Raw genomic sequence first — 18668 nt, 5'->3', positions numbered from 1 at the left:
CCCATCATTGATGTTGGTCAACTTTTTACAAACGTTTTTATAAATATACCTGTCCCGTCTGGCATATGAGTGCTGCAAATCTTTTGGATGTCTTGAATGGCTCTTTCATCAGTATTGGGGAAAATTATTAGCTCTGAAAAATCCCTGCTTATATTTACAGGCTTTATAATTAACTCTTGATTTACTCCGTCTATATGATGCCAGAACCCATCCAGCAAGAAAAATCCTTTTATCCTGAATGCCTTGTCCTGTATTGCATTTACAAATTCTTTAAACCGTTTTTTATCAAAATCGTCTTTCGATTTGATATAAATCACAGGAGGTCTGGATGAAGGAGTATTACAGCTTTCCTTGGATGATGCATTTTTATTTTCTATAAATGTTATATCAGAAAGAATATCCTGCACGTTTGCATATTCAGCTTTCTTTGTCACTGCATACGGATTGATCTCTCTTATCAATTTTTCAATATCATTTACAATGGTTTCAGAAACAAGATCAGTTTTATTTATTATAATATAATCCCCGTACAGCACTTGTCTTTCTACTGCTTGAGAAACCTGAATTAATTTCATTATGTTTGTGGCATCCACCAAACATATACTCCCTTTATATTTCAACTCAGCATATGCACTGGATTTAATGCTTTCAAGGATGGCTTCCATATTGGATGGATCTGAAACCCCTGAACTCTCTATCAACAACAGATCCACCGATAATCTAGAAAGCTCTACCAATGCTTTGGAAAATGTAGTTTGCAGACAGCTGCAAAATATAGAACCATTATTTATCTCAAACAAATCAATTCCGTCTTCTTTTATAAGGCTACCATCTATCCCTACCTGCCCGAACTCATTTACTACAACCCCTACTTTGAAACCGGGATTATCTTTGATCAAGTTTTTTATCAAGGTTGTCTTTCCCGATCCCAAGAATCCTGTTATCAAATATATATCTATACTCTTTTTATTTTGCATTGTTTATATACCTCTCTATTTCTTCAAATAACTCTTTTCTATCAGGTATGATGGAGGAATATTTGAGCTCTCCGTTGATAAGAATGCAGGGCAGGTTTTTTATCCCCATTTTTTTAGCTCTGAAAATATTTTCTCGATTGGTAGCTTTGTATTCCATATAATCAATGCTATCCCCAAAATGTTCCTTAGCTACCTTAACAGCATCAACCATATAAGTACAGGCAGCACAGGTGGCTGAATCAATGGTGAAGATCTCTATCAAAGGTTTTTCTAATCTTTCATATTCCGGAATATCTATTTCCATCTCTTCCATTGCTTCGTCCTGATATTTGTAGTTTTCCAACATAGCCTTTATTCCCTCTGTGTCTTCTATAGCTTGTTGTACACCTATCACATTTTCAGGAGGTATATCATAAGGCATATCACATCCGGGAGAAATTATCAAATTATCATAGCTCAAGCTATCCAAAAGCTCAACAGTATATCTCATGTTATCCTGCTGGGAACCGTATAACATTATGGATGTTAAAGGGATATTACCCCCTATGGCTATGTCATATTTATCTGTTATCTCTTTAGCTTCTACCATATCAATATTTTCATCTATTGATATACAATCAGGTGATGTTTTACACATCTCTTCAATGTTCCTGGTAGCATTTCCGCATACAAAGAAAGATGAAAAGACCCCTTGCTGTCTTATATATGAAAATATTTGTTTAAATACATCAGTCAGAAATTCATTGAAGTGAATGGGAGATATCTGAGATACCAGAGGATCTACAACAGCAACCACATCGATGCCGGCTTGGATATAATATTTTGACATCTGTACAGTAACTTTTGAGGCATAATCTAAAAGCTCTTTTACATATTCAGGTTTATCTATCATATCCATGAAGATATTGTTTCCCCTAAGGTGTGATGCAAGAGTAAAAGGTCCGCATACCAATCCGTATAGTGCAGTATCTTTCACTCTCCCTTCTTTTCTGAGCCTATCAATTACATTTAATGCTATGGGTATCCTTCCGTCCTGCTCCTTCGGAATGTAGTCAGGTATCTGATCTTTTAATTCCAGTGGATGAGTCTTTACCGAAGGAGGCGCCTTCTCATCCCACATCAGCTCGCATCCCAGTATCTCCGCTTCGATCTGAAGATCGAACATTATGGGTAAACCGTCAGGTTTATAGATCTCATTCACTTTTACCAGCGACTCAAATAATTTGTCCTGATCAGTCAATACTTTGATTGCATTATATCCTGTCAACTTGCCGGCATGGACCCCCGCAAATGGCACCCATGGTATTCTATTAAGTGCTTTTTCATGTTGCATAACTTTATATATCAGCTGTTTTCCCGTCATATGAGCCATATCATCTCCCCCTTACAATTAATTTATTCTAATTCTAACAATATGGGTCGATAAAGACTATATTATATCTTGTGTTGTTCAGTATTATCTTGCTGAATATGTTCAGCTAAACAATATACTATATATATTAATGTATATATAAACTTATATATAAAAATATGTAACATATTACAGAGAATATTAATATAATAAATAAAGTATTTTCATAATAATTTAAAATGAGAGGAGACAAAAATGAATTGTATTTATCCCTCGCTAATCCCGTCTCATGAAGGATCACCGACTGTAAAGGATGTGGATTATATAAAAGAGTACCTGCAAAAGCATATTGGAAAAAAAGTTAAGATTGAATTTTTGATAGGTACAAACTTGTTCATTGATAGGGAAGGTATCATCAAAGAGGTAGGTAAAAATTATATTATCATAACAAAGGCCCAAGCTGAGGACTTATTAATAGCAGACTTATATTCAATAAAGTTTATCAGAATATATAAACTAGGCGAATAGGGGTGCCTTTTCCCTAGACACACTCCTATTAGCCTAGTTTAATGGGATAACCTTCACATTTGTTTTTTTAAGTATATCTTCTCCCTCCACCCATTGTATTATCATTATATCTTTACTTTGATATAATATATCAAAGCCAGCAGTATAATTTGATTGGCTAACGACTTTTTGCGGTGAAATTATACAAATAGCAATAGATGGATTTTCCCCGATAATTGATTTCTCCACTGGAATATATAATACAGGGAATAAGTTGTATTGGGCAGCGCCTCTATTTTTGTATATTATAATGGGCTGTTGGATAATAGGTTGGTTATTATCCGAAACATGGTCATTTTTACCTGTAAACAAAAAATGCGGAATTGAGATCAACAAAACAAAAATAACAGCAATAGCAGCAAATCCTTTGAGTTTTGTACCCCAGCCGGAGGAGTTCTCATAAGTAGCTGTATTTTGCTTTGCTTTTTGGTGAACAACTTTTCTGTACCGGTCAAATTTAAAATTTGCAAAAAATTGTTCAGCCTGTTTTGAAGCAATCTCTAACTTTTTGCCCAGCTCTCTGTCATCCATAAAGCTCCTCCTCCCTAGATAGAATGGATTTAAGCATTTTTTTGGCTCTATGAATCCTGGTCCTGACGGCACTTTCCGATATTTGCAAAATATCAGATATATCTTTATCGGATAGGCCCTCAAAATATCTCAAAACTATTACAGACCTGTATTTTATGGGCAGATCCATTACTTTTTGGAATATCTCTCCTCCCTCAACAGCTTCCATCAACCTGGAGGTTTGATCATCCTTAACTTTAAACTGAGATATATCTCGCCAAGGGACTATTCGCCTAAAAAAAGCTGATTTCATATAATCTTTGCATAAATTTATAGTTATACGGTATATCCAAGTAAAATAGGAGCTTCTGTGATTAAAATTTTCTAAATTCTTATATACCCTGCAAAACACCTCCTGGGCTATATCCTCAGCTTGATGATAGTCCCTTAAATAATAATAAGCAAGTTTTAATACCTTGTCCCCAAAACGCCTCATCAGATATTCAAGCTGTTGTTTTTTTTGCTCTTCACTATCTAATATGCTATACTCGCCTATACTCCTCATCATTAAAACCACCCCTATTTTATCATACGGCCCTGATTTCCTCTCTCATAAATATGACATATGATATACTAAAACATATAAGAGTAGCTGCAATAAGAGTTACCAGGTGAGGCCATATCAGCAGCAGGCTTTGTCCTAAGGGTAAAGCCCCTGAAATCGCCATATCTAATTGCTCGGAAAATATAGGCCCCAGCACCCTCACTCCGGGATTTAGCAACGTAATCACTACCTCGTTATATATCATAACAGGAGATATCCTGTTTATAAATTGCCTAGTCCGCTGGTTTTTCATGGACATGATGGCATCGGCGTTTTGATTAACCGGAAACATAGCATCTGCCACCAATCCTGCTAACAGCCCGATAAATATAGCAAAAATCAACCACAAAGCTATCCCCGCAAGGGCAGACGTTGCTGTTTGTTTGAATATCAATGAAAATAGCAAAGATACTGCAAGCCATAATGACATATAGATCACAGTAAAAATCAAAAATATCAATATTCTTGCCAATTCCTCACCCGATGGAGGAACTCCCGTTATTATAATACCTATAGCGCCTACTGCGGTACCCAAAGAAAATGTCATTATACTTAAAACGCTTACCCCTGCCAAGAATTTACCATTTATGACAGCATCTCTGTGTATAGGTTGGGCTAGTAATCTGCTCATTGTACCCCTGGCCATTTCTCCGTTTATCCCGTCAAATCCCAATGATAAACCTATCAAGGGTCCCAAAAATGAAATAAATGATATAAAGGAGGGAAGGGAACCACCGCTACTGCTGAACAAACGCAAGAATACAAATTCATTCCCTTCCTGCTCAACTGCCTTCTGTATTCCGCTTGCAGCACTATAAATGCTGGCAATACCTACAATGGTTATTAAAACTACTATTATCAAAAATCTTTTGCTTCTTATATGATCTGCAAGCTCTTTCTTGTATAAAACCACAAGACCGGCTCTATCATTCATCTTATTAAAATCACTCCTTTCCCTCAAAATAACGGCTGTATATGTCCTCCAAGCTCTTTTCTTGTAATCTCAAATGATATAGCATATAGTGGTTTTGTATTAGATTTTGCGCAATCTGTTGGCTTATATCATTGCTACAGTTAACAATTATCATATCATTGGAAGTTTTTTGTATATCTAACACTCCCGTCATATCATTCAACAATGCTATCAATTTATCATCTTGGGGTTTTACCCCCAATTCGATAACATAAGGCATACTATTATAAACCTGCTCTTCCAGCGCATCGATAGGACCACATGCCAAGAGTTTTCCTTTTATAAATATGCCTACTCTATCGCATATTTTTTGTACTTGATGCAACAAATGAGAAGACAATAGAATAGTTCTTCCATCTTTTCGGGAAAGATCCACTATCAAATCCAGCATCTCCTTTACACCTTCAGGATCTATGCCTAGGGTGGGTTCGTCCAGTATCACTACCTTAGGATCTTTTATCAACACATCTGCAATCCCCAGCCTCTGACGCATACCTCTAGAATATTCACCTACTTTTTTGTTTGCTGCATCCTCAAGCCCTACCCTTTCAAAAAGATGATATATGCGTTCTTCCGCCTGTTCACTATATATACCGTTTAAGTGAGCAGTATACCTTAAATTCTCCCTACCAGTCATATCCGAATAAAAACCTACATTGTCCGGAAGGTATCCCACTACTTTTTTTACTGATATAGGTTGACGAATTGAATCAAACCCGCAAACTGATACTTTGCCCTGAGTGGGTTCAGTCAATCCTAACAACATCAGTATAGTGGTAGTCTTGCCTGCACCATTAGGTCCCAACAATCCAAATACCTCCCCAGATTTTACCTCGAGATTAAGACCATCCACCGCAGTCAGTCCGCCATATCGTTTTGTAAGGTTTTTAGTTTTTATTATGGAACTATCACCGCTCATAGTTATCGTCTCCCGTATTTTTTAAATACCCAGTATAATCCATATAAAAGCAATATTATTATAACAATACCAACTAAACCCCATATAGTAGAGGTCTTTACCATCACCCTCATTTCCACATCACTGCCTGCCTCTGGAGTGCTAGCCTTCAGGCTAACCACATAATCACCTGCGATGGCCTTTGCATCGGGCTTTATATACGCTTTGACCTGCTTACTTTCTCCTGCCTGTAAAACATCTATCTCGGCAGGCTCGAACCTCACAGTCCAATTTTTGGGCTGCTCTGACGTAAGACTTATCCCCTTAAGGTCTGCACTCCCGTTATTGACTATGCTCAAATTTACCTGCTCTTCTTTGCCTGCATATACCTCAGCATTTAACCTTCCCGAAGGAGTGCTCAAGCTAATATCATAAGTCCCGCTAATCACTACTTTTAATTCGGTAGTGAGCTGCTCCTCTGCAGAAACAGCAGTGATAGGTATTGTATATTCTCCAGCCTTTACCTGATTGGCCGGTTTCACTTCTACATCCAAACCTTGGCTATCATCAGGCTCAAGGCTTATGCTGGCAATCTGTTTATCCTCAAATGAGGGCTTGAAAGATACCTCCCAACCTCTGGGAGCTTGAGCGCCCAAGCTATATGATTGATCTTTTTCTCTATTATTGGTAAGATCCAATCTGAATTTAAAGGCAGCATCCCCCGGCCCCTGCAATTCAGGGTATTGGGCTACAAATTTGCTCTCACTTATAGTCTGTTCACTCACCTTTAAATTTAACGAAAGTGTATCCTTGGCATTGGCCGATTTTGCAGCGATCACAACAGTATACTCACCTTCCGACACATCGGATGGAACCTTCAACTTTAAGTCCACATTCAAATCCGACTTGGTTTTGAGAAATACCTTATGTACCCTATTGCCTTCTCCCTCAAAATATCCATCCCACCCTTCAGGGATAGATTGTATAGAAAGCTCTACACTGCCTGAAGGCACGGATACATTCTCAATATTAATAGGGAATTTTACATTATCCCCTGCCTTTACAGTTATTCCAGTATACGAGGTGCTCAGTACCAGCCCCCCATGGGCTTTTACAACAGCATCGTCGGAATAAAAATGAGGAAAGACAGCAATAGAACAAATTAAACATATAGCCAAAAACATTTTTTCAAAAATCCTTATCTTTTTCCTCCTCATACAAAAATCCTCCTTTATTTTATTGATGGATTAATTTTAGTTTTCTATAAAGTTAGACGAAATAATGCTTGTTTTTGTTACAAATCTGCCATTTTTTTTAATAATATTATTTTTATATTCATACTCCCATCCTATCCGATTATAATGCAAAAGGGACGTCAGGCTTTTTTTCATAGTCTGACGTCCCTCATATATTAACTTTATAGATACTCTTTTAAAGAAGTTATATCCAATTGTTCAAAACCTGATAAAAATTCATACAGTTTAGAGACTATTATCTTTATTCCTCCCGATGAATCCGATTCAATATTCAACGGAAGTATAGGGTCATGGAGTGAAAGTCTCAACAAAAACCAACCATCTCCATTATCCTTATCACAGCTCACCCTTATACCTTCATAATTATCAGGCAGCACATCCCACCCATCACAACGGGCAACATATTGCTCTAATTCTGATATCACTCTGTTCCCATATCGCTTGTGATCTTTTTGAAGGATCTTCATCCTGAACTCATCGCTCTCTATCGGCTCTTCCAGCCCATCTATTAAGCTCTCTATTCCTTTGCCATCCTGCATTTTAAGCTTTGCCATCTTTATCAATATCTTGGTCACCAGATATGCACCGTCATCCAGGAAATAGTTTTCTTTTAAAGCCCCATGACCTGATGTCTCTATCGCCAAATGACATTCTTCCCCTTCCGAGTTTAGCCTCAAGGCTTCATTTATCACATTCCTGTATCCCCTCTTAAACCTGTGATGTTTGCCCCCCAACTTATCTTCAATAAACTTCTTAAGTCCTGTAGAAGTTATGGAGTCTGTCACAACGGTAGAACCAGGATAATCCTCCAACACTATTGCGGACATGAGGGCTATAAGCCTATTCCTGTTCACTTCCCTTCCATCGCTGAACACCACTCCTGCCCTATCTACATCCGCATCGAAGATTATCCCTAAATCAGCCTGGTTTTCCAGCACTGCCTGTTTTATAGATTCCACAGCATCTTCGTCTTCTGGATTAGGTATATGGTTGGGGAAATACCCGTCAGGCTGGATATATTGACTTCCTTCTATATTTGCACCTAAAGGAAGTAAAACCTTCTCTGCGAAAAAGCCTCCTGCCCCATTGCCGGCATCCACTATTATTTTAAAGGATTTTAAAGGCTTCTCATCGTTATCCATATTGTTTACTTCCTGTCTGATTTTGTCCACCAACCCCTGTGAATATACAGATATAAAATCTTGTCGGATCACCTTACCCTCTGAATGGAATTTTTCATATTGGCCTTGCTGAGCTTTTTTAAGAATATCCGCAATATCTGCTTTCTCCAGCCCTCCTTCTGATGTAAAGAATTTCAATCCGTTTCTGTTAAAGGGAAGGTGACTGGCAGTCACCATTATCGCCCCATCATATTTATACCCATCCAACACGGTAGACATGAACATTGAAGGAGTAGACGCTATCCCAAAATCATATACAGTACAACCAAGCCTACATAATCCTTGTATAGCTGCAGTTTTCAACTTAGGTCCCGAAATTCTGGAATCCATCCCTATAGATACCTTTAATTCAGAAGCATCTTTTCCCTTTTTTTCGGCAAGCCATAACCCAAAACAACAAGATATAGCTTGTACTATATCCTCAGTGAGATTTACCATTTCCCCCTCTATTCCATCAATAGCTACACCCCTTATATCACTTCCGCTTATCAGTTCTTTCCATTTTTTATCCAGCATAAGTACCACAACTCCTTTTAATTCAATATTATTACTGCAATAAATTTAAGAGGGCTATCCCCCGTATTCTCAACAGAATGCCCTTTACCTTCACCGGTAGACATGGCACATCCGGCAAATACTTCCTTCTTTACGCCATCATCATCAACTACCCCTTTTCCGCTTAAAAAATAATATATTTCTGTCTCCTGCTCATGCTGGTGAAACCCTATAGAACATCCGGGATCAAGTACAATCTCGGCAAAAAATCTGCATTTTTGAGGAAGTTCATCTTTGAACATATGCTTAATCTTTACCGTTCCATTCCCCCCTCTCATATTTTCCCTCAGCTGGAGTTCCATATCTTTCTGATCAATAACCATATTTTTCTCTCCTCCCCATTTGTTATTGTTTTAAACTGCTCTTTGCAATAGGTCTATATGTAAGCACCCTGTTCTCCCTGGTGCTCTGCATCAAATAAATATCTTTCACCTTTATATATTTCTTATCTATTTTTATATTCTCCTTTAATTTATCAAACGGCAAAGTTAATGAGGCCTGCCTGGCAAGCGTTATATGAGGACTGTACACTCTAGAATCCTTTTCAACATCTTTTAGCTGGTTCTCTAAACATATATATAACTTCTTCAACTTTTTTAAATCTCCTCCTAATCCTGCCCATATAATCTTTGAACCTCTTCTATCAAAACAACCTATTTTATTTAGTTGAAGATAAAATGGTGAATGCACAGCCGTAGCCTCATCCATAGCATTTTTAAGTATAGCAATGTGGTCTTTTTGTATCTCTCCTATAAATTTTAAAGTTATATGGAAATTATCCGGCCTTGTAAAATTTGCATAATGGCAGTATTGACTTATATTATTCTGAAGCCGTCTCAAATACCCTTTTATATCCTCCTCCAAATTTATTGCAATAAATACTCTCATATTTTTTATACCACCTTTACATTTTACAATTTTAACTTTATTATTATTAGTATAAACTATATTATAGTTTTAAAAAAGTAAACTTAAAATCATGGAGGTCTAGACATGCGTTTCATACACAACAAAAGTACAAATCCTTATTTTAACATCGCTTCAGAAGAATATATATTGAATGAGTTCAGCGATGAATGTTTTATGCTCTACAGGAATAAGCCCTGTATAATAGTGGGTAAAAATCAAAATACCTTGTCGGAAATAAATGTAGAATATACTGAAAAAAACAATATCCCCGTGGTGAGAAGGATGTCAGGAGGAGGGGCAGTATTTCATGATCTTGGCAATTTGAACTTCACATTTATAATCAACAGCACTTCAAAGCAATTAAAAAAATTCAGTGAATTTACAGCACCTATCATAGAAGCCCTCAAAACCTTATCTATAGATGCTGAATTTTCCGGACGAAATGATATTACTATAGACGGTAAAAAAATATCAGGAAACGCCCAGTATTATAAAAAGAATAAAGTGCTTCATCACGGAACTTTATTGTTTTCATCCAATATTACCGATATATCAGCAGCGCTTAAAATAAACCCATTGAAATACAAGGATAAAAGCTCAAAGTCTGTCCCTGCACGTATTACAAATATATCCAGCCATTTAAAAGCACCCTTGACGATAGAGGAATTCATCGACATCATAATGAATCATATAATGGAAATGTATGGACAGCAAAATATTTATGAGTTTAAAAATAGAGATATAGAGAATATAAATAAACTGGTACAGCAGAAGTATTCTACTTGGAATTGGAATTTCGGGGAATCCCCAAATTATAGCTTTAAAAATGAAAAAAAATTCCCAGGCGGATTTATTGAATTCCATCTGGATGTGGAAGCAGGAATCATAAAAAAAGCGAAACTTTTTGGCGACTTCTTCGGCATACATGATATTTCCCAGATAGAACAAGCATTGATAGGAATAGAACACTCTAAACAATCAATAAAAAAACAACTTTCACGTTTTAACATCAATGAATATCTAGCAAATATAACTTTAGATGAATTGATGGAAGGATTTTTCTAATAATGAAACAAAAGTAAAGGATGGTTCTGCGTCGCAAAATAATGAGACATAGAACCATCCTTTATTATCCATCCCTAATTTACAAAGTTACTCAATAACAACTCCCTTTTTAAGTATCACATTAGCATAAAGTGCTTTTTCGCCGGTAGCTATTACTGCATATGCTTTTTTTGTTCTTTCATAGAAATCAAATCTTTCTATAAACCCAAAGTCACTAAAGTCCTTATCATGCTTTTTTATTATAGAACGATATTGATCCCATATCTCAGGCTTCGTATCATCTCCAGGTGCAACAGCCATAAGAGAAACCGGTTTTTCCACATATGTATCCAGTGGAAATAATTTTAAAATGGCATCCAATATCTCTGGAACATTATGTCCGTCACACCTTACCAGCCTTTGGGCAGTACTTGCTGCAGGGAAATTCCCATCCCCTATCACTATTTCATCTCCATGTCCCATTTCCATAAGAATTTTCAATAACTCCGGATTTATTATTGACGGTATACCCTTTAACATAATAATTCACTCCTCATTTGTAATATATGCTTTTATATCTTTAAGCCTTTTCATCACATCGTTTGCTCCTCGCCCAAAATAATCATGGAGCTTTTTGTACTCTTGATAGAGCTTATCATACATCTTAACATTTTCAGGTATCGGCTTTATTGTCTCATCTTTCAACCTGGCCATCTTTTTAGCTGCTTCAAATATAGTGTCATATCCTCCCCTGTCTTTGCCAGCCGCCACTGCTCCGAACATTGCCGCTCCCAAAGCAGGTGTCTGAGAGGATGCGGACATCTTGAACTCCATATTCATTACATCCGCATATATCTGCATAAGCATCTTGTTCTTTTCCGGCAGGCCTCCGCATGCATAGGCTTCTTTTATGTCCACTCCATATTGTTTGAATGTATCCACTATCATTCTGGTGCCGTATGCCGTAGCTTCTATGAGTGCCCTGTATATTTCTTCCGGCTTGGTCAACAACGTAGCACCCAATATCAGTCCTGTCAGGTCTGCATCTACCAATACTGACCTGCTGCCGTTCCACCAATCAAGGGCTAACAAGCCACTTTCCCCAACTTTTAGCTTGGAAGCTTTTTCTTCTAGCAATTGATGTATGTTCATGCCTTTCCCTTTTGCCTCAGCTTGGTATTCACAAGGCACACAGTTTTTTACAAACCATTCAAATATATCTCCTACTGCAGGTTGTCCCGCTTCGTAACCATAATATCCAGGTATTATACCATCTTCTACTACTCCGGCTATACCATCTACCAGCTTTTCTTGTTGGCTTAACACCATATGGCAGGTAGAGGTTCCCATTATCATTACAAGTTTACCCGGTTCTGTCACATTTACTGCCGGCACTGCCACATGAGCATCTACATTGCCTACTGCTACTGCTGTATCCGGGTTTAAACCCATTTTTCGTGCCATCCTATCTGTAAGTCCCCCTGCTTTATTGCCTATAGGTTTTATGTCTCTGCTCAGCTTTTTGTCTACAAGATCTTCTAATCTGGGATCCAACGCTTTAAAAAAGTCTTTGTCCGGATATCCTTTTTGTTTATGCCATAGTGCCTTATAGCCTGCTGTACAGCTGTTTCTGGCCTCTACTCCCGTCATCTGCATTACTATCCAGTCCGCAGCTTCCATGAATCGATCTGCAGCTTCATATATTTCCGGTGCCTCATCCAGTATCTGCATTATTTTAGGTATCAGCCATTCAGACGATATTTTACCCCCATATCTTTTTAAGAATTCTTCCCCTCTCTCCTCTGCTATTTTATTAAGCCGATTTGCCTCCGGTTGTGCTGCATGATGTTTCCACAACTTCACCCAAGCATGAGGATTGCTTCGATATTCATCCGATTGACATAATGCGTTACCTTTTTTATCTACAGGAAGCATTGTACATGATGTAAAATCTACACCTATTCCTATAATGTCTTCAGGATCCACTCCTGATTGCTTTACTACTTTTGGCACTGCAGTAGTCAATACTTCTATGTAATCATCGGGGTTTTGCAGCGCCCAGTCGTTTTCAAGTTTTATGCCCATACCTGGAAGTTGTTCATCTATCACTCCATGTTTGTATGGAGTAACTGAAGTCATCACTTCCCTACCGGTATCAACTTCTACCAGCACAGCACGACCTGACTGAGTTCCAAAATCCACTCCTATGCTATATCTCTTTGCCATCTTCATTCCTCCCACATTTTTAGTTTCTATTATTATTATATATTATTTTAGAAATAATTTAAATGCCGTTATAAGCATATTCTAGGCATCATCTCTCATTCCAGACTACTCAGTATTCTTTTACCTCCTGTTGTAGAATATACTGAACACAGATGTTCATAAAACCGTTATAAATAAAAAGATACCATATGCATCCAAAGCTGATACACATTTCATCAATTTTGTATCATCATTATATGTTCAATCATATATATAAAGTATATTTAAAGTTCAATGAACATCGGGGTGAATCAAGTGAGGTCTAGTTTAAGACAATATGATAGGGCGAGTGCCATAGAATACTCTCACAGATGGGCTTTGAAAAGAAACCCTGAATATTATGATTTCTCTAATATAGGAGGAGATTGCACAAATTTTATATCCCAATGCATCTACGCAGGCAGCAGGGTAATGAACTATAAAACTGATTTAGGCTGGTATTATATCAACGCAAACAATCGCTCCCCTTCCTGGACAGGTGTTAAATTTTTATATAATTTTCTTTTGAGAAACACAAGTGACTCGGGTCCGGTAGGCACTTCAGTGCCCATCCAAAATATAGCACCTGGGGATATAATACAACTCGCATTCAATCAGAACGCTGAATTCTCTCATTCCCTATTTGTAGTACAATCTGGTACCCCTCCTTCCTTCAACAATATACTGATAAACACACATACTATTGATCGCCAATATTATCCATTATCAAACTATCGATGGAATAAAATAAGATTTATTAAAATTTCAGGAGTAATATATTAAATTTTTTTCAATATATCCAAAATTTGTGGTAAACTATTATAGAAAAGAACATAAGATGGAGTGGAGAATATGAAAATAAGTGAAAAAACTAGGATTATCATTTTACTCAGCATCGGAATAATATTCATTTTAATGGGCTTGGTTCAAGCGATATTTGACTTTGAAATAGACAAAAAAATATCTGATAATATAAGCTTTATATTGATGATCGCCGCCCTATTCGTATTTTTTAGCAACAAAAAAAGAAAACCTGAGCAAGAACAGCAAGAAGATGAAGGACAGGAAGAACAAAGTGAGACAGATCTATCTGATTCAGAGGATATCCAAGATAAACAGGAATAAAGATGGGATGAAAATTCCCATCTTTATTCATATCTCACCCTGGTTATCCCGAAAACAAAAAACACCAGTGCGAAAATCGAGATAATCACCAGGCTGCCAATTACAGCCGGCAAACCTTTTCCTCTTATCACTATATCTTTTAGTGCTTGCATAGTCCATGCTTGAGGTGTGAATTTAGCTATGTTTTGCATTGTAGGGGATACAATTTCTAAAGGCCAAAAACACCCTCCCAACATACAGCTAGAAACTATAACTATAGGTGCCAGCACTTGCAACTGTGCCATGCTCTTTGCTATAGTTGACATAAATATACCTATACCGGTAACTGCGAGCAAAAACATGGCCATAACAACTATCACTCCTAATATATCGTTTCCGTAATCGACTCCGAATAGGTAATTACCTGCTAGTATTAAAATTGCAACCTGCAGTGCACCTATCAAGTATGCCCCCATTATTTTGCCTCCCAATATACTGGCTATGCTAGTTGGGGTAGTAAGCAATCTGCTCCATGTTTTATTTTTTCTTTCCTCCAATATCTCCCCTGAAGTAAATATGACAGTAAACATTGTAAACTGTATTATCATCCCCATAGCAGCATGTGCAAACCCTTCATAATCCTCCTGTTGTTGAGTATCATTTGCTTTTACTTCCAACTTCTGAACCGACAAGACAGGAGTATCTATCAATGCTTGTTGAAAATCTTGTACAATAATATTTACATCTACATCCTGTATGCCCATATGATCAGCATTTTCTAAAGCTATCTCTCTTACCGCATTTTCCGCTAAATAATCACCTATACTTTTTTCTATAGCTTTACTTATAGCCATACCGGCCTTGGAAGCAGAAAGGCTTATTACCTTTATATGATTGGGATGGTCTGTTGATAGGGATTCTTCAAACCCTTCAGGTATTATATACCCGACCTCGACTTTTCCTTGACGTATCTGACTGTATATTTCTTCCTCATTCTTAATTTGGATATCATATATAGCCTCATCCTTTAAATCTTCTATCAGCTTTGAACTCACCGCAGATTTGTCATTATCCCCAATCAACACCCCTATTTTTTGTGTGGATCCCTGTTCATCAGAATTGCCAAAACCTAACCCCATGATAAAAGTAATAAATAATGCTGCCCCTATCATAATACATAAAAACGCTTTTTCCTTTTTACTTTTAAGCAAAGACAATCTTGCTATAGCAAAAGCTTTCTTCATCTCTTCACCCCTATTCCAGCCTCAATCGCCATATACCAAATATCATAAAAATAATTCCCATACCTGCCAGAACCATTATATGCTGACTTATATCAAAAAGCCCCCTACCCTCCATCAAAGCTAAATACCCTTGAAGACCCCATCGGGTAATAGTAAATCTGCTCACATGCTGTAACGCCTTGGGAAACATAAAAATAGGAAAGGTACAACCGCCTAATATAGCCATTGCCTGTACCGAAATATTTCCTACAGCATCCGCCATCTTTTTAGTATTAGATATAGAGGCTATGAGTATTGCAAAACCCGTGCAAGCAAATGCCACCGCCAATGAAATCAAAAAAACACCTGATTTTGAAGCACCCCACTCAACACCGAAAACGTATCTGGTGAACAATATCAAAATCAATATTTGCAAGCAGCATATTAGCAAGGTCCCTAAAGTCTTAGCTATAATGATGTGGGTTTTTTCAACACCAGCACAAAACATCCTCATCAAAGTTCTATTCTCTCTTTCGGAGATAATAGAATCCACTCCCAGCATAGCTCCAAACAATGTAAACATCAACAACATACCGGCAGTATAATACTGGAATCCGGTTATCCAATCGCCTTCTTGATTTTCTAAATCTAAAAGTTCCGATGCTTTTATCGTTTTGTTGAATAATCTTTGCCCTATATCAATCCCCAGCCCCCTTATATCCGCCAAATCATTTTTATCATAAAAAATCTCTTCATGGCTTAAATTATCGTTTAACAAGCCTTTGAGCACAGCTTCCGTACCTGCATATACCATAGAATATTGGCTAACAAAAGTTTCAACAATTCCGGATACTATGCTTCCCTTCAGCTCCTCTGCAGGATCAGTCAACACTGTTAAAGATTTAGTTTTTCCTCTCGTTTTATCTCCTGAAATTCCTTGGGGAATGATCACAGCTGCAGATACATCACCATCATCCATCATATGCAAAGCATCCTTTCTTGTATCGGCGAATTCTACTGTGATCAACTGTCTTATTTCTTCTGATTCCAATATTTCTATAAAATGTTGGGCAGTTTCTCCTCTATCAAAATCTACTACAGCTATTTTAAATGGATTTATTATGGATGCATGTTCAAACATAGGACCTAATGCAGATCCTAATATGAATATTAAAATTAAAGGCATAGCAATTATCAGACCTAAGGCTTTATAATCCCGTGCAACTGTCCTTAAATCCTTTAAAGCAATAGTCAATATCTTCATAGATACACCTCCTAATCCCTCAACGCTCGACCGGTTAAATGTAAAAATACACTTTCCAGATTAGGTTGGTGTACACTCACGGTCTTTATACCGGAATCATAACCAGTCAATATCCCAAGCAACTCTGCCAATATACTGCTTCCATCCCGGGCCATTATACTTATACTGTTTTCCTGAACAGTTGCCTCTTTAACTGATTGGATAGATCTAATATGTTGTATAGCCTCCTGATATATCCTATCCACAACTATCTCTATCCTGTCTTGTTCCCCTACCATCTTTTTAAGCTGTTGGTTTGTTCCAAGGGCAATTATTTTGCCATAATCCATAACCCCTACCCGGTCACATAAGTATTCCGCTTCTTCCATATAATGGCTGGTGTATATGACTGTCATGCCTTGTCGGTTTAGCTTTTTCACTGTTTCCAGTATGTGATTTCTTGACTGCGGATCTATCCCTACTGTTGGCTCATCCATAATGAGCAGTTCAGGATCATTAAGCAATGCCACAGCTATGTTGACCCTCCTTTTCATCCCCCCTGAATACCTATCAATTCGTTCATCTTCTCTATTTTTCAATCCTATAATATCCAACACTTGTTCTACCTTGGTCTGCAAAAATTCCCCGGATAAGCCGTACATCCTTCCCCAAAACCCTAGATTTTCTCTCGCTGTTAGAGTGGGATACAAAGCAACATCCTGTGGAACAACGCCTAACAACTTCTTTACCTTGCCAGCATTTTTTAATATACTCTGTCCATCTATAATAACATCACCATTCGTAGGTTTTATCAACCCACACATCATTGATATAACAGTGGATTTTCCGGCCCCGTTGGGACCTAGCAATCCGAATATTTCTCCCTTTTGAACATTGAAATCAATACCGCTCACAGCAGCTACACTGTCAAACTTTTTCTCTAACTTCCGAACTTCAATAAAATACACTTATATACCACCCCCTGTTATTGTTCAAAAAAATTTAAATTGTCGCTTTTATATTGAGCAATGAAATTACATAACTTTTATGTTATAACTTTATGTTATTTTGAAATTTTGCGAATAATCCACACTATCCACATTGTTATCCACAGCTTTTTCGGTTTAATTTGGCGATTTGATATCATTTTTCCACAATATCCACAAACTGCTCTATCAACAACATGTTAATAAAAAAATAACATGTTGTTGGTATACATAATAAATTTACTGGAGTTTTAAATTAGGAACTGCATTTAAGTCTAACTTAGCAAAATCTTTTTTCTTATACCTATAATATGCCGCACACCCTATCATAGCAGCATTATCTGTACATAAAACAGGATCCGGATAATAAAGAGAAAAACCGTTTTCTATGCATTTTTGCTGCATAGTGCTTCTCAACAGGCTGTTTGAAGCAACCCCCCCTGCCAAGGTTACAGTTTCCATCTCCTTTTCTTTTGCAGCACTTATAGTCTTATTGACTAATACTTCTATCACTGACTGTTGAAAGCTTGCCGCCACATCTTCTACTGAAATCTCTATTCCTTTTTGTTTTTGATTATTTAAGTAATTTAACACTGAGGATTTTAAACCGCTAAAACTAAAATCAAAGCTTTCTTCCTCAAGATAGGCTCTTGGAAAATCTATAGCCTGAGCATCCCCTTTTTTAGCTACTTTATCTATTAAAGGTCCTCCAGGATAACCAAGCCCCAACACTCTGGCAACCTTGTCAAATGCTTCTCCCGCTGCATCATCCCGCGTTCTGCCCATTATCTCGTATTCACAGTAATCCTTCACATATACTAGATGGCTGTGCCCTCCTGATGCCACAAGGCAAATAAAAGGCGGTTCAAGCTGCTTGTGCTGTATAAAATTTGCAAATATATGACCTTCTATGTGATTCACCCCTATAAGAGGTATATCCCTCGCAAAGCTTATGCCCTTTGCACAGGATAATCCAACAAGCAGGGCACCTACAAGGCCGGGTCCATATGTAACAGCGACTGTTCCTATATCGTCAAAAGTAA

20 protein-coding genes are annotated in these 18668 nt (G+C 37.4%); 4 read left to right on the top strand and 16 right to left on the bottom strand.

Annotated elements, in window-relative coordinates; genetic code table 11:
• Nucleotides 1–17 precede the first annotated feature (17 nt).
• The gene (locus PHP06_05320; protein MDD3839977.1) at nt 18–977 is read right to left on the bottom strand and encodes a CobW family GTP-binding protein; all 960 of its coding nucleotides are present in this window, start codon (nt 975–977) and stop codon (nt 18–20) included.
• A complete protein-coding gene (locus PHP06_05315) occupies nt 967–2340 on the bottom strand; it encodes a uroporphyrinogen decarboxylase family protein (protein ID MDD3839976.1) in 1374 nt (457 codons plus the stop codon). Before PHP06_05315 ends, PHP06_05320 begins: the two co-directional genes overlap by 11 nt.
• Before the next feature lie 243 nt (nt 2341–2583).
• Between PHP06_05315 and PHP06_05310 the strand changes: the two genes are divergently transcribed.
• Nucleotides 2584–2856 carry a hypothetical protein gene (locus PHP06_05310; protein ID MDD3839975.1) on the top strand — a complete coding sequence of 91 codons (273 nt, stop codon included), beginning with the start codon at nt 2584–2586 and terminating at the stop codon, nt 2854–2856.
• A 33-nt stretch (nt 2857–2889) separates the two neighbouring features.
• Here PHP06_05310 and PHP06_05305 read toward each other — a convergent pair whose 3' ends face one another.
• The 8 genes from PHP06_05305 to thpR all read right to left on the bottom strand — a co-directional run bounded on the left by PHP06_05305 (nt 2890) and on the right by thpR (nt 9760).
• Nucleotides 2890–3426 carry a hypothetical protein gene (locus PHP06_05305; GenBank protein ID MDD3839974.1) on the bottom strand — a complete coding sequence of 179 codons (537 nt, stop codon included), beginning with the start codon at nt 3424–3426 and terminating at the stop codon, nt 2890–2892.
• Nucleotides 3419–3973: a sigma-70 family RNA polymerase sigma factor gene (locus PHP06_05300; protein MDD3839973.1), complete on the bottom strand. Its 555-nt coding sequence runs from the start codon at nt 3971–3973 to the stop codon at nt 3419–3421. The genes PHP06_05305 and PHP06_05300 overlap by 8 nt, the downstream gene beginning before the upstream one ends.
• Before the next feature lie 19 nt (nt 3974–3992).
• Nucleotides 3993–4943 carry an ABC transporter permease subunit gene (locus PHP06_05295; protein MDD3839972.1) on the bottom strand — a complete coding sequence of 317 codons (951 nt, stop codon included), beginning with the start codon at nt 4941–4943 and terminating at the stop codon, nt 3993–3995.
• Between the two features lie 10 nt (nt 4944–4953).
• Entirely contained in the window at nt 4954–5901 is a 948-nt protein-coding gene (locus tag PHP06_05290; GenBank protein MDD3839971.1) for an ABC transporter ATP-binding protein, read from the bottom strand.
• A gap of 2 nt (nt 5902–5903) precedes the next feature.
• Nucleotides 5904–7097, bottom strand: coding sequence for an NEW3 domain-containing protein (locus PHP06_05285; GenBank protein MDD3839970.1), 1194 nt, complete (start codon nt 7095–7097; stop codon nt 5904–5906).
• A 200-nt stretch (nt 7098–7297) separates the two neighbouring features.
• On the bottom strand, nt 7298–8833 hold the full coding sequence (locus tag PHP06_05280) for a phosphomannomutase/phosphoglucomutase (GenBank protein ID MDD3839969.1): 1536 nt from the start codon (nt 8831–8833) through the stop codon (nt 7298–7300).
• Between the two features lie 17 nt (nt 8834–8850).
• Nucleotides 8851–9195 carry a cupin domain-containing protein gene (locus tag PHP06_05275; protein MDD3839968.1) on the bottom strand — a complete coding sequence of 115 codons (345 nt, stop codon included), beginning with the start codon at nt 9193–9195 and terminating at the stop codon, nt 8851–8853.
• A 22-nt stretch (nt 9196–9217) separates the two neighbouring features.
• The gene (gene thpR / locus PHP06_05270; GenBank protein ID MDD3839967.1) at nt 9218–9760 is read right to left on the bottom strand and encodes an RNA 2',3'-cyclic phosphodiesterase; all 543 of its coding nucleotides are present in this window, start codon (nt 9758–9760) and stop codon (nt 9218–9220) included.
• 105 nt (nt 9761–9865) lie between these two features.
• On the opposite strand from thpR, the gene PHP06_05265 reads away from it, so the two are divergent.
• A complete protein-coding gene (locus PHP06_05265) occupies nt 9866–10846 on the top strand; it encodes a lipoate--protein ligase (protein ID MDD3839966.1) in 981 nt (326 codons plus the stop codon).
• Between the two features lie 87 nt (nt 10847–10933).
• On the opposite strand, the gene fucU is transcribed toward PHP06_05265, so the two are convergent.
• Both fucU and PHP06_05255 read right to left on the bottom strand, forming a co-directional pair.
• A complete protein-coding gene (gene fucU / locus PHP06_05260; protein MDD3839965.1) occupies nt 10934–11365 on the bottom strand; it encodes an L-fucose mutarotase in 432 nt (143 codons plus the stop codon).
• Nucleotides 11366–11371: 6 nt separating this feature from the next.
• Nucleotides 11372–13051, bottom strand: a complete 1680-nt coding sequence (locus tag PHP06_05255) for a ribulokinase (protein ID MDD3839964.1) — start codon at nt 13049–13051, stop codon at nt 11372–11374.
• Between the two features lie 285 nt (nt 13052–13336).
• Between PHP06_05255 and PHP06_05250 the strand changes: the two genes are divergently transcribed.
• A complete protein-coding gene (locus PHP06_05250) occupies nt 13337–13852 on the top strand; it encodes an amidase domain-containing protein (protein MDD3839963.1) in 516 nt (171 codons plus the stop codon).
• A gap of 69 nt (nt 13853–13921) precedes the next feature.
• Nucleotides 13922–14194, top strand: coding sequence for a hypothetical protein (locus PHP06_05245; protein ID MDD3839962.1), 273 nt, complete (start codon nt 13922–13924; stop codon nt 14192–14194).
• 23 nt (nt 14195–14217) lie between these two features.
• On the opposite strand, the gene PHP06_05240 is transcribed toward PHP06_05245, so the two are convergent.
• The 4 genes from PHP06_05240 to tsaD all read right to left on the bottom strand — a co-directional run.
• Entirely contained in the window at nt 14218–15417 is a 1200-nt protein-coding gene (locus tag PHP06_05240; GenBank protein ID MDD3839961.1) for an ABC transporter permease, read from the bottom strand.
• Between the two features lie 10 nt (nt 15418–15427).
• Nucleotides 15428–16660, bottom strand: coding sequence for an ABC transporter permease (locus PHP06_05235; GenBank protein MDD3839960.1), 1233 nt, complete (start codon nt 16658–16660; stop codon nt 15428–15430).
• 11 nt (nt 16661–16671) lie between these two features.
• Entirely contained in the window at nt 16672–17607 is a 936-nt protein-coding gene (locus tag PHP06_05230; protein ID MDD3839959.1) for an ABC transporter ATP-binding protein, read from the bottom strand.
• A gap of 258 nt (nt 17608–17865) precedes the next feature.
• Nucleotides 17866–18668, bottom strand: an 803-nt coding sequence (tsaD, locus tag PHP06_05225; protein ID MDD3839958.1) for a tRNA (adenosine(37)-N6)-threonylcarbamoyltransferase complex transferase subunit TsaD, incomplete at its 5' end; no start/stop codon positions are given.

Source organism: Clostridia bacterium (assembly GCA_028698525.1).
In the GTDB taxonomy this organism is placed as follows: Bacteria; Bacillota; Clostridia; order JAQVDB01; family JAQVDB01; genus JAQVDB01.
Note: the sequence above shows the minus strand (reverse complement) of the source record. Positions and strands in the feature narration are given on the sequence as shown.